Consider the following 11,905-nt stretch of genomic DNA (forward strand, 5'->3'; position numbering starts at 1 on the left):
TCTTGCGGCCGGTCGGGTTGATGCGTTCGCCAATCACGCAGAAGGGCTGGTCGAAGCCAATGATGATTTCTCGTGTCGCCGAGGCAACGATGGTCCGGGTCATGAAATCTCTCCGTCGTGATATAAAGAGTTCTTTATATCGTTATCTCTTGTCGATCAAGCGAATGGTGCGTTCCGCGCGGGTCAATGCGCGGTCTTCACCATGTCCACCTGGGTTTCGGTAATATCTTCGTGCAGGATGCGGTCCAGCCGGTCGGCGACCATCTGGTCGTCGCGGCGGATTTCACGCTTCCATGGCTGGCGGCCCTTCAGCACGCCCGATTCATCGACGATCTCGGCGACATATTCCTCCTGGCGATAGGCCATCACATGGATGCCCGAGACACCGGGAATTTCCTTCACCTCGTTGATGATGTCGGTGCAGAGCTGCTTGCCTTCCTTCTTCTGGTCCTGGGCGCCTTCCAGCCGCTTGATGACGGCATCCGGAATATGGATGCCCGGCACGTTGGAGCGGATCCATTTTGCCGTCTTGGCCGAGGCCAAGGGGCCGACGCCGCACAGGATGAACACTTTCTCGGTGTGGCCGAGATCGCGCGCCTTCTGCATGAAGGTCTTGAACATCGGCACATCGAAGCAATACTGCGTCTGCACGAACTGCGCACCGGCGGCGATCTTCTTGCCGAGATGGATCGGGCGAAAGTCGAAGGGCGGCGCGAACGGGTTGACGGCAGCGCCCAGGAACAGCTGCGGCGGCGTCGTCAGCTTGCGGCCGGACAGAAACTTGCCGTTGTCACGCATGATGCGGCAGGTCTCCAGCAGCGACATGGAATCGAGATCGAACACCGGCTTGGCTCCCGGCTGGTCGCCGGCCTGGACGCCGTCGCCGGTCAGGCACAGCATGTTGGCGACGCCCATGGCAGCGCCGCCCAGCACGTCGCCCTGGATGGCGATGCGGTTCTTGTCGCGGCAGGCGATCTGCATGATCGGTGCGTAGCCCATGCGGGTCAGCAGCGCGCAAATACCAACCGACGACATGTGGCAGTTGGCGCCGGACGCATCGACTGCGTTGATGGCGTCGACCCAGCCGTCGAAGATCTTCGCCCTGTTGTAGACATCCTCGGGATCGGCGCTGTCGGGTGGGTTGAGCTCGGTGGTCACGGCGAATTCGCCGCGCCGCAGCACGCGCTCCAGCCGGCCGCGCGAGGTGTGGCCGGGCAGGGGATCGAGCGGCAGGTGAATGCCGGCCGGGTTCTCGTCACGCTGACGGCCGGTCATGCGGCGGCTCCGGTCTTTGGCGCGGCGGCGGCTTCGCGGGTTGCCGCCGCCTGCGCGGTGACGCGCAGCCAGGCCGAGGTTTCGCGCAGCGACTGGTCGACCGGCTTCTGCACGGTGAGGATCCTGTCGGAGTTGACCATGTTCTGCGAACCTTCCCAGGCCTTGACCCAGACGCAGGGCATATCGGGCTCGACCTCGCAATTGCCGTTGGCGCGCACGCCGCCGCAAGGGCCGTTGCGCAACTGCTTGGGGCAGTTCATCGGACACGACATACCGGTGGAGGACAGGATGCACTGGCCGCACATGCGGCAGTCGAACATAAAGCCTTTTACGCGCTTCTCGATGAATTTCACCGGGGCCTCGACGCGGCCATAGCCGATGCCCTTCCACAAGGGATGCAGCAGCAGGAACATGTCGGCGAAGCGGGCATAAAACCATTCGAGCAGGCGCGAGTGCCGAATGGACCATAATCTCACCGCGAACGAGCGCTGCACGCGGCGCTGCGGCGAGACGTCGGCCGGCTTGTAGTCGGATTTCGCCGCAGCCTTCTTGACCAACGTGGCTTGGGTAACCGTCGGGTTCTCGTCAGACATTTTCTTTCCCGCCCGCCTTGACCAGAGCGACCAGCCGCTCGCGGTCGTATTTCGCGTCGAGCTCGTGGAAAGCCTTTTCGACCTCGGCTTCGAGATCGTCACCGACCGCAACCGGTTCGGCCTTGCGCCATTCGGCGAGATAGTCGTCGGTGCCACCGGCGCCGGTGCGCATGGCGCACATGTCGATCGCCTCGGTGAAGCGCAATGGCAATTCGCGCTTGGCGTTCTGCCGGCCTTTCCTGACGATGACCTGGGCAGGGATGTCGCGCCAGTAGACGACGATAAGATCGGCCATGAATTCTCGCTCCTCGATATTCCGAGCATTGCCGCAAGCGCCGTAAGGCTGCTTGTTATGGGACGACGCGCGCGCATTCAAAAGCGACGCATTTGGATGTCGTAAAATGAAAGGTGGGTTTATTCGTTTGCGACCCATGTCGCGGCGGGGTCAATGCAGCAATATGGCGGCCGAGTTTGCGCTCTTGCCGAGGCTGGATGCGTCACCAGATGCCGGTTCTCAGCCCTGTCCAGACGTAGAACCAGATCGTTGGGTGGTACCACTGTTTCGATGGCAGCCCTGGATCGAACGTTGCGAGTTTTCCGGCCAGCGCATCGCTGACCGCCTCGACGCAGATGTCGCGCGAAAACGCCGCCTGGCGCAGCGCATAGCTAGAGATGGTGTCGCCTTGTTTGGGCTTGCCGCGCACCTGCTTCAACACGCCGCCGGTGTCGACGCCCGCATCGACCAGATGGACGGTCGTGCCGAAATTCTGCGGATCGCCTGACGTCAATGCCCAATAGCCGCCATTCATGCCGCGGTATTTCGGCGTGATGCCGGCATGATAGTTGAGTACCGGGCAAGGCATTTTGGCCAGCATCTCCCTGGAAATCAGCCTGCACCCGTTCAACAGCACGACGCCGGGCTTGATCGTCTCGATCGCCTGCAGGCATTCCGGCCCGTTGGCGGATTCCACATGGACGATGACCTGGCCTTGCCGAGGCTCCGTTTCAAGCTTCTCCTCGGAAATCAACCGGGCGGCGTGTTTGACGTTGAGCCGTTTGCCAAGCCTGCTCAGCACCATGGTGCCGAGCTGGCCCATGGCGGAGATCCAGCCCTGGCGTCGGGCGCGGCCGCGCAGCAATTGTTTTTTAGATTCAGGGATTTCGAGGACGACGGTGACAGGACCGACGCGGTCGGCGAGATCGTTGATCATGGCCCAGACATGCGCGCCGCCGCCGGTGACGACTACAATCGGTCGCGGATTGGATTCCGACGCTGCCATTGATCTTGCCATGCTCCAAGGACCGGCTGACGTGGCCGGACCTTAGGGCAGGCGGGTTAATCCTTGGTATGCCGGAAGCCTTACCAGGACATGAAGGCCGGTCAGCGTTTGAACTCCATGATGTCGAGCTTCGATTCGTAATATGGCGCGGGGAATTCGATGCGCCATTCCTTGGCGCTGTTGCGGAAGGCGTAACCGACCTGATCGGTCTGCGGACCGCTGCCATAGGGCTTTGCCCGGTCGTCGTTGACGGAGCCGGAGCCAAGATAGATCGAGCGCTTGTCGCCATCGTCGAAGAAGCGGCCCTGGGTGCGCTGCGAACCGCTGATCTTTTCCAGCCGCCAGCCGGAGCCATCATCGGTCACCCTGCATTTGAACCAGCCATAGATGACGAGTGGGCTCAGTCCGCCGACCTTGATCGTGCGGCACCGCCAGTTGCCGGTGAGATCCTTGTCGGAGAAGGCGACCAGCGGCTTGGCCAGCAGCGCGTCGAGTTGCTTGACCTCGGCGGGTTTGCCCGCCTTTGCCTCGGCGAGTGCTGCCTTGCGGGTGTCGCCATATTTGTCGAGCCGCGCCTTGTCGGAGGCGGTGATCAGTTTCTGCACTTGACCGTCGGCAAGGGCGGGCAAGGAGCAGCAGAGCAGGCCGACAACGGCAAGCAAGGGGCGGAGGTTCATCGAAGGATTCCCTGTTTTGTCTGGAACGGCGCCGCTGCCGTCTGGTGCATAACTTACCGGGTCGCTGGCGCCTGTCATCCATGCTTAACAGCGTCACGATCGAAATTCATGGTGTGACGAATGCGAATCTTGCTTACGGGATCATCGGGTTGGCTGGGAAGCGCGTTGGCGCCACGCCTGCGCGGGCTTGGACATGACGTCACCGGCCTCGATCCCGTTCCGTCGGCCGAAACGCGGATCGTCGGTTCGATTGCCGACCGTGACCTCGTGATGCGTGCCGTTGGGGAAAACCGGATCGAGGCCATCATTCACAGCGGCGCGCTGCACAAGCCCAACATAGAAAGCCATGCCAACAGCGATTTCATCGCGACCAACGTGCAAGGCACGCTAAACCTGCTCGATGCGGCGGTGGCGGCCAATGTGCAACGCTTCGTCTTTACGTCAACGACTTCGCTGATGATCTCGCAGGCGATACGCGACGGCTTCAAGGGCGGTGCGCGCAGGGCGGCGTGGCTGACGGAAGCGATGTCGCCCGAGCCGCGCAACATCTATGGAGTGACCAAGCTCTCGGCCGAACATCTTTGCCGCCTCTACCATCTTCAGCATGGCCTGCCGGTGGTCGTGCTGCGCACGGCGCGCTTCTTTCCCGAAGCCGACGACATGGCGCATGCGATCGAACAGTCGGACGCCAACACCAAGGCAAACGAACTGCTGTTTCGGCGGCTGACGGTGGACGATGCGGCGCGGGCGCATGTCGCGGCATTGGAGAAGGCGCCGGAGCTCGGCTTCGACATCTTCATCGCCTGTGCGCCAACGCCGTTCCAGCCCGATGATTGCGCGGACTTGATCGCCGACGCTCCATCGGTCGTGGCGCGTTATTATCCCGAATTTCCCGCCCTTTATGCGCGCAAGGGCTGGACGATGTTTTCCTCGATCGACCGGGTCTATGACGCGTCGCGGGCTAGGGACAGGCTGGGTTTTGTCTGCAGGACGAGCTTTGCCGATGTGCTGACGGCGCTGGCGGCGGAAGAAGCAGCCTGACGCCTTCAGGCGTTTGTTGCGGCCCGCGCCAACTCCGGCTTCAGATCGCCATAACCGGTCGAGCGGCGCTCGTAGGCGAGGCCGAGCAGAGCAGCGGCTTTTTCCGCGACGTTATCGAGTTCAGGATCATCGGTCTGCGCCAGATAGATCAGTCTCTCGTAGTTGCCGAAATAGTCCTTGATCAGCTCCGGGTGCTTGTCCAGGCCGAGCGGCTTCATGAAGAAGGCATCGAACTGACGGCACAGGAAGTCGGTCATGTAGAAAGACATCATGTCGTCGTCGGCGACCTTCGCATAGGCGTCCATGCCTTGGTAGAAGGCGAAGCAATGCGGGCCGGCCATGCGCTCGACGCCATGCTTTTCCAGCACGCGGTCAAGCAGACCGCCCGTACCGCAATCGGCATAACCGACGAAGATGTGTTCGTAACCCTCCGCCTTGGCCTTTTCGATGGCCTTGTCCATGGCCGGCGCGATGCGGTCCGGATAGAAATGAAATTCCGCCGGCAAACAGGTCAATTCCAGGTGGCTCAGCCCGAGCTGTTCCTTGACGGCCAATACCTCACGCGCAATCATTCCGCAGGCGATGACGAGCAGCCTGTCTGTCTGATTCGGTTTGGTTTTTTTCGTCTTGACCAAGTAGAACCGGCTTTCGCTGCGGGGCTAATCTATCTGTCGAGGGAGACACCGTCCATGAAACTGCTACGCATTGCGCCGATCGCCATCCTTGCCTGCGCGCTTGCACTCACGGCCTGCGCCAACACCATTCGGGGTGTCGGCAAGGATGTCAAATCGACGGCGAGGGCGGTCAAAGACACCGTCGCCAATTGATCGGCAGCCACGTCCCTCATCTGGGAACAAAAAAGCCGCGCTGCAAGGCGCGGCTTCCTTTTCGTCGTCCCGATGCCTTGGATCAGGCCGAAGCGCGCACGTTGTGCTTGCGCTTCATGAAATCCTTGGCGGTCTCGACCGCCACCGCCGCGTCGCGGCAATAGGCGTCGGCGCCGACGGCCTTGCCGAATTCCTCGTTGAGCGGCGCGCCGCCAACCAGCACGACATAGTCGTCGCGGATGCCCTTTTCCTTCATCGTGTCGATGACGACCTTCATATAGGGCATGGTGGTGGTGAGCAGCGCCGACATGCCGATGATGTCGGGCTGATGCTGCTCGATCGCATCGAGATACTTCTCGACCGCATTGTTGATGCCGAGGTCGATGACGTCGAAGCCGGCGCCTTCCATCATCATGCCGACGAGGTTCTTGCCGATGTCGTGGATGTCGCCCTTGACGGTGCCGATCACCATCTTGCCCTGCTTGGGCGCGCCGGTGGCGGCGAGCAGCGGACGCAGGATGAACATGCCGGCCTTCATGGCATTGGCCGACAGCAGCACTTCGGGAACGAACAGGATGCCGTCGCGAAAATCCTCGCCGACGATACGCATGCCTTCGACCAGCGCCTCGGTCAGCACCTTGTAAGGAGCCCAGCCGCGCTCGAGCAGGATGCGCGTGCCTTCCTCGATCTCTTCCTTCAGACCGTCATAGAGATCGTCGTGCATCTGCTGCACCAACTCGTCGTCGGAAAGTTCAGAAAGGATGATCTCGTCGTCGGACATTTTAATCCCAGCTCCTCACGGCATCGCGACTGTGTCGCAAGGCACAAAATAATGGCGTTCATACCTAACCCGCAACGGGCGGGTATCCATAGCTGATTTGCGACTTCCCGCAAAAGGAAAGCGACTGGAAAATCTATCGGATTTCTTGTCGATTTTGCGACAGGCGTTGGCGCGGACGGGCCGTTTCGAATAGGGTGCATGGCTACGATCCGGCGAAAGCCGCGCCATGCGGCCGCAACGGTTACGGACCGGCCATAGTCAGGCAGGCCATATTCAGGGAAGAGCGATCATGAGCGAACACGCGGCAGTCGACCAGGAAGCGTCCAACGCGCGGCGTGGGCGCGGCGCCAGCGGTGGAGCGGCGGCCCGCCGGGCCGCGCGTTCCGGCGGCGGTCCCGGCACCCAGCTCACCTACATCAAGCGCAAGATCAACGTCTACGAGGTGCTGAACGAGGAAGGTCTGGCGCTGATCGAGAAGAACACCGACACGGTGCTGGAGGAGATCGGCATCATTTTTCGCGATGACGCGGAAGCGCTGCAATTGTGGAAAGAGGCCGGCGCCGACGTCAAGGGCGAGCGCGTGCATTTTCCCAAAGGGCTCTGCCGTTCGCTCTTGAAGACCGCGCCGTCCATCTACACCCAGCATGCCCGCAATTCGGAGCGCTCGGTGCAGATCGGCGGCAATGCGACCGTGTTCGCGCCGGTCTATGGCCCACCCTTCGTGCGTGATCTGGACGGCGTCAGGCGCTATGCGACGATCGAGGATTTCCAGAATTTCGTCAAGCTCGCCTATATGGCGCCGTCGATCCACCATTCGGGCGGCACGGTGTGCGAGCCGGTCGACGTGCCGGTCAACAAGCGCCATCTCGACATGGTCTACGCGCACATCAAATATTCCGACAAGCCGTTCATGGGTTCGGTGACCGCGCCGGAGCGCGCCGAGGACACGGTGGCGATGGCCAAGCTGGTGTTCGGCGACGATTTCGTCGAGAACAACACGGTGCTGACCAGCCTGATCAACGCAAACTCGCCGATGGTGTTCGACGAGACCATGCTTGGCGCCCTGAAAGTCTATTCGCGGCATAACCAGGCCTGCATCGTCACGCCGTTCATCCTCGCCGGCGCGATGAGCCCGGTGACGGTCGCCGGTACGCTGACGCAGGTGCTGGCCGAAGTGCTGGCCGGCGCATCGTTCACGCAGCTGATCCGTCCGGGCGCCCCGGTGCTGTTCGGCACCTTCGCCTCGTCGATATCGATGCAGTCGGGCGCGCCGACTTTCGGCACGCCGGAACCGTCGCTGGTCTCCTATGGAGCAGCGCAACTCGCCCGCCGCCTCGGACTGCCGTTCCGTACCGGCGGCTCGCTCTGCGCGTCCAAGGTTCCGGATGCACAGGCAGCCTATGAGAGCGCCAACACGCTGAACTCGACGATTCTCGCCGGCACCAATTTCGTGCTGCATTCGGCCGGCTGGCTCGAGGGCGGGCTGGCGTCCTGCTACGAAAAATTCATGATGGATATCGACCAGCTCGGCATGCAGCAGAAATTCTGCGAAGGCGTCGACCTGTCGGAAAACGGCCAGGCGATGGATGCCATTCGCCAGGTCGGCCCGGGCAGCCACTATCTCGGCTGCGACCATACCCAGGCCAATTTCCAGACCGCCTTCTACCGCTCGTCGATCGCCGACAACAACTCCTATGAGCAGTGGCTGGCCGAAGGCCAGAAGACCGCCCCGCAGCGTGCCAACGATCTCGCCCGCCGCTGGCTGGAGGCTTACGAGGCGCCGCACCTTGATGAAGGCATCGACGAAGCCCTGAAGGACTTCATCGCCAAGAAGAAAGGGTCGATGCCCGACGCCTTCACCTGAAAGGAGCCCGAGTCAGGCGGGGCTAAAGTCGCCAACATCATCCACAAGGAAGTCTGGCGGAGCGCGTTCTCCGATCCGGACCGGAAGGGATGATTCTTGCCGACGCCGCCGCTATTCTCCGGGCGGGCGGTCGGAGATCGAGATGGGTCGAAAGGCATTGAGGGGGATCGCGGCTGATGTCGCCGCGTCATTCATCAGCCGCAACAACGACGCCGATGGTTATTGGGCCATCGGCAAACTTCACGCGCACGCACGAGAGCACTCTACGGCCAAAATCCTGATTGACTTATCAGGCCAGTTATCAGGTACGTTGTCGGAATTCGCTTCGATAGCCGCCAAATACCGGTCAATGATCGAAACTCAAACTGCCGCAAAGGGTCTTCGGGTTTGTTCTAGCCAAATTGAAATTGAGTTCGATCTCCCGAAAACCAGGCAGTGCTCGGCGGACGAAACCGGATACACGTGCGCTGTGATGATCGTTGACGACCGAGGACAAGCTTGGATTCGCAAGGTCTACGGCTGTTCTCACCCGCACGATCCAAAACGAGAGCGACGCAGTTCGCGAGCTAAAAGCGAAGCTGAAGCCCGATGATCCGTAGCTATGATCATCTCAGCGGGGCCCTGGTCCGATATGGACTAATTGTCCGCGGCGGCTTCAATTTCGTCGATGGCGAAGACGTTCCCCTAGGCTCATCAGGCGTCCCAGCCAGGTCGGTGCTGCTGGTCGGGCAGGCGGGCGCGGCGCCGTGGCCGCACTTCCTGCGGTGGCGTGAGAAGCAGCCACCGTCCGCCATCAATCCGCTCGACACATGGTCGCGCGCGGTCATCGGCGCCGTTGCCGACGATTTCGGCGCGCGCGCTGTGTCGCCTTCGGACCGCCCGTATCTGCCGTTCCAGCGATGGGCGATGCGGGCCGAGGGGCTGAAACCGTCGCCGCTGGGGATCCTGATGCATCCGAAATATGGGCTCTGGCACGCCTATCGCGGCGCATTGCTGTTCGATCGGGAGATCGCGACCCCCGAAGCTGACGCAGCGATTCACCTTTGCGACGCATGCATCGAAAAACCCTGCCTAAAGTCCTGTCCAGTCGGCGCCTATTCGGTGGACGGCTTCGCGCACCAGGCGTGCCTGGCGCATGTGCGCGGCACGGATGGTGCGCCTTGCCGTGCCGGCGGCTGCCTCGACCGCAACGCCTGTCCCTACGGCGCTGAGCATCGCTATCCGGCCCATGTCCAGGCTTTCCACATGGCGGCGTTCGCCGGAGTATAGGCATTCCTCCGAACCGCACGGAAACTTGACCGAGATCGGCAGGTTGCGGCTTGCCCTGGCGGGCGGCGCGGATATCTATCGCCTGGCAACCGGCGGAGCGCGCAATGACGAAGCAGGACATCGAGATCAAGACCCTGGACGGCACGGCGAAGGCACGGCTGTTTCGTCCAGCCGCGCCCGCCAGGGCCGGCATCATCATCTACATGGATATTTTCGGTCCGCGTCCGGTGCTCGACCAGATGGCCGAGCGCCTCGCGGGGCATGGCTATGCCGTGCTGGTGCCCGATCTCTTCTACCGCTATGCGCCGTATGGCCCGTTCGATCCCAAAACCGCCTTTGCCGAGGCAAAGACCAAGGCCCTGCTGTTGATGCTGAGCGGCGGCACGACGCAGGGCATGACCATCCGCGACGGCAGCGCCTTCCTCGATGCTCTGGCCGCCGAGAGGATCGCCGGACCTGTTGGTGTCGTCGGCTATTGCATGGGCGGCGCGCGGGCGCTCAACGCCGCCGCGACCTATCCCGACAGGATCCGGGCCGCCGCCAGTTTCCATGGCGGCAACCTCGCCAGCGATGCCGCCGACAGTCCGCACCGCAAGGCGGCTTCCATCAAGGCGCGCATCTATGTCGGTATGGCGGGCGTCGACCGGAGCTTTCCGCCGGAACAGTCGACGAGGCTGGAAGAGGCGCTGCGGAATGCTGAAGTCGACCACACGATCGAGAATTATGTCGGCATGGCGCATGGCTGGTGTGTGCCCGACCATAGTGTCTTCAATGCAACCGGTGCCGAGCGGCATTGGAAGCGATTGACGGATTTGTTCGCCGAAACGCTGGTCTGAGCCTTCGCCACCCTGTTGGCCGCGCGCCACATTGGAGGTATCAGGCGGGATGACCGGCTCGCCCGCTAAAGCGGCGCGGGTCATGCGGGAACGATCAGCCTGATGCAATCCTATGATGTCGTGATCATTGGCGCCGGCGCCGCCGGATTGATGTGCGCCGTGGAGGCCGCCAAGCGCGGCCGTTCGGTGCTCATCCTCGATCATGCGGCGGCACCTGGCGAAAAGATCCGCATCTCCGGCGGCGGTCGGTGCAATTTCACCAACATCCATGCGAGCCCGAAGAATTTCATCTCGAGGAATCCGCATTTCTGCATCTCGGCGCTCAGCCGCTATACGCAGCGCGACTTCATTGCGCTCGTCGAACGTCACGGCATTGCATATCACGAGAAGACACTGGGGCAGCTTTTTTGTGACGGCTCGGCGCGCCAGATCATCGACATGCTGGTCTCGGAAATGCAGGGCAGGGGCGCCGAGCTGGTATTGTCGACTTCAGTTGAAACTATCGACAAGACCGAGGAAGGGTTTGAACTCAGGCTCTCCGCCGGCTCGGTCTCTTGCCGGTCCCTGGTCGTGGCCTGTGGCGGCAAGTCGATCCCCAAGATGGGCGCGACGGGCTTCGGCTACGAGCTTGCCGATCGGTTTGGCCTTGCCGTCGTAGAAACACGGCCTGCCCTGGTGCCGCTGACCTTCGATGCAAAAACGCTCGATCGGCTTTCGCCCCTGGCCGGGAACGCCGTCGACGCCGAGATTGCCTGCGGCAGGGCGCGGTTTTCCGAGGCGATGCTGTTCACGCATCGCGGCGTAAGCGGGCCATCCATCCTGCAAATCTCCTCCTACTGGCGCGAGGGTGATGAAATCCGCATCGCCATGCTGCCGGGCACGGATGTGGCTGAGCTCGTCCGCGTCGCCAAGCGCGGCAATGGCCGGCAAGCGGTGCAGACGGTGCTGGCAAATCACTTGCCGAAACGGCTTGCCCAGGCGATAGCCGAGCGAACCGGACTCGACGGCAATCTTGCCGATCTTTCCGAGGCCCAGATCAAAACCATCGAGGCCGCGGTCAACGACTGGCGCATCAAGCCAGCCGGGTCGGAGGGCTACCGTACGGCGGAAGTGACGCTCGGCGGGGTGGACACCAACGGGCTCGACCAGAAGACGATGCGGGCGAAATCGATACCCGGCCTGTTCTTCATCGGCGAGGTCGTCGACGTCACGGGCTGGCTCGGCGGCTATAATTTCCAGTGGGCATGGTCGTCGGGCTGGGCGGCGGGCCAGGCGTGTTGATATTCAGGTGAGGCCGGCCTGACCTGAATATCAACACGCCCCTAGCTGCAAAAGGCCCTGTTCGAAAAAAATCTTTCCATCACCCCAAGGATTAGCCATTAGCCTTCGTCCAACAGGCAAATGATGGCGATGATGCTGGATGAGAGCGAAGCCTCCGACGCCGAACTGATCGGGCGGGCGA

The 11,905-nt window shown here is 62.0% G+C and carries 14 protein-coding genes and 1 pseudogene; 7 read left to right on the forward strand and 8 right to left on the reverse strand.

The features are described 5' to 3' along the window. The 6 genes and pseudogenes from EOA36_RS13405 to EOA36_RS13430 form a co-directional block, all read right to left on the reverse strand. Positions 1 to 103, reverse strand: a pseudogene (locus EOA36_RS13405) (methyltetrahydrofolate cobalamin methyltransferase); the annotation flags it as partial. An 80-nt stretch (positions 104 to 183) separates the two neighbouring features. Beyond that, positions 184 to 1,275, reverse strand: a complete 1,092-nt coding sequence (locus EOA36_RS13410; RefSeq protein ID WP_127278052.1) for a methylenetetrahydrofolate reductase — start codon at positions 1,273 to 1,275, stop codon at positions 184 to 186. Then, positions 1,272 to 1,868, reverse strand: a complete 597-nt coding sequence (locus EOA36_RS13415) for a methylenetetrahydrofolate reductase C-terminal domain-containing protein (RefSeq protein ID WP_127278053.1) — start codon at positions 1,866 to 1,868, stop codon at positions 1,272 to 1,274. The genes EOA36_RS13410 and EOA36_RS13415 overlap by 4 nt, the downstream gene beginning before the upstream one ends. Then, positions 1,861 to 2,163: a virulence factor gene (locus tag EOA36_RS13420; RefSeq protein WP_127278054.1), complete on the reverse strand. Its 303-nt coding sequence runs from the start codon at positions 2,161 to 2,163 to the stop codon at positions 1,861 to 1,863. Before EOA36_RS13420 ends, EOA36_RS13415 begins: the two co-directional genes overlap by 8 nt. A 202-nt stretch (positions 2,164 to 2,365) precedes the next feature. Further along, a complete protein-coding gene (locus EOA36_RS13425) occupies positions 2,366 to 3,148 on the reverse strand; it encodes a formyl transferase (RefSeq protein WP_127278055.1) in 783 nt (260 codons plus the stop codon). A gap of 101 nt (positions 3,149 to 3,249) precedes the next feature. Further along, positions 3,250 to 3,825 carry a DUF4893 domain-containing protein gene (locus EOA36_RS13430; RefSeq protein WP_127278056.1) on the reverse strand — a complete coding sequence of 192 codons (576 nt, stop codon included), beginning with the start codon at positions 3,823 to 3,825 and terminating at the stop codon, positions 3,250 to 3,252. A 120-nt stretch (positions 3,826 to 3,945) separates the two neighbouring features. Here EOA36_RS13430 and EOA36_RS13435 point away from each other — a divergent pair, with 120 nt between their 5' ends. After that, a complete protein-coding gene (locus EOA36_RS13435; protein WP_127278057.1) occupies positions 3,946 to 4,866 on the forward strand; it encodes an NAD(P)-dependent oxidoreductase in 921 nt (306 codons plus the stop codon). A gap of 5 nt (positions 4,867 to 4,871) precedes the next feature. Here EOA36_RS13435 and EOA36_RS13440 read toward each other — a convergent pair whose 3' ends face one another. Beyond that, positions 4,872 to 5,501 carry a DUF1638 domain-containing protein gene (locus EOA36_RS13440; RefSeq protein ID WP_127278058.1) on the reverse strand — a complete coding sequence of 210 codons (630 nt, stop codon included), beginning with the start codon at positions 5,499 to 5,501 and terminating at the stop codon, positions 4,872 to 4,874. 54 nt (positions 5,502 to 5,555) lie between these two features. Here EOA36_RS13440 and EOA36_RS13445 point away from each other — a divergent pair, with 54 nt between their 5' ends. Beyond that, positions 5,556 to 5,693: an entericidin A/B family lipoprotein gene (locus EOA36_RS13445; protein WP_019858698.1), complete on the forward strand. Its 138-nt coding sequence runs from the start codon at positions 5,556 to 5,558 to the stop codon at positions 5,691 to 5,693. A gap of 82 nt (positions 5,694 to 5,775) precedes the next feature. On the opposite strand, the gene EOA36_RS13450 is transcribed toward EOA36_RS13445, so the two are convergent. Next, positions 5,776 to 6,474: a B12-binding domain-containing protein gene (locus tag EOA36_RS13450; RefSeq protein WP_032930649.1), complete on the reverse strand. Its 699-nt coding sequence runs from the start codon at positions 6,472 to 6,474 to the stop codon at positions 5,776 to 5,778. Positions 6,475 to 6,763: 289 nt separating this feature from the next. Here EOA36_RS13450 and EOA36_RS13455 point away from each other — a divergent pair, with 289 nt between their 5' ends. The 5 genes from EOA36_RS13455 to EOA36_RS13475 all read left to right on the forward strand — a co-directional run bounded on the left by EOA36_RS13455 (position 6,764) and on the right by EOA36_RS13475 (position 11,724). Continuing rightward, a complete protein-coding gene (locus tag EOA36_RS13455) occupies positions 6,764 to 8,338 on the forward strand; it encodes a trimethylamine methyltransferase family protein (protein WP_127278059.1) in 1,575 nt (524 codons plus the stop codon). Positions 8,339 to 8,480: 142 nt separating this feature from the next. Further along, complete coding sequence (locus tag EOA36_RS13460) at positions 8,481 to 8,930, forward strand: hypothetical protein (protein WP_127278060.1); 450 nt, start codon at positions 8,481 to 8,483, stop codon at positions 8,928 to 8,930. Then, on the forward strand, positions 8,927 to 9,607 hold the full coding sequence (locus EOA36_RS13465; RefSeq protein WP_127278061.1) for a 4Fe-4S dicluster domain-containing protein: 681 nt from the start codon (positions 8,927 to 8,929) through the stop codon (positions 9,605 to 9,607). Before EOA36_RS13460 ends, EOA36_RS13465 begins: the two co-directional genes overlap by 4 nt. A gap of 104 nt (positions 9,608 to 9,711) precedes the next feature. After that, the gene (locus tag EOA36_RS13470; protein WP_127278062.1) at positions 9,712 to 10,443 is read left to right on the forward strand and encodes a dienelactone hydrolase family protein; all 732 of its coding nucleotides are present in this window, start codon (positions 9,712 to 9,714) and stop codon (positions 10,441 to 10,443) included. A 102-nt stretch (positions 10,444 to 10,545) separates the two neighbouring features. Continuing rightward, positions 10,546 to 11,724, forward strand: coding sequence for an NAD(P)/FAD-dependent oxidoreductase (locus EOA36_RS13475; protein WP_127278063.1), 1,179 nt, complete (start codon positions 10,546 to 10,548; stop codon positions 11,722 to 11,724). Positions 11,725 to 11,905: the final 181 nt, after the last annotated feature.

Origin of the sequence: Mesorhizobium sp. M8A.F.Ca.ET.021.01.1.1 (assembly GCF_003998025.1) — a bacterium.
GTDB lineage: Bacteria > Pseudomonadota > Alphaproteobacteria > Rhizobiales > Rhizobiaceae > Mesorhizobium.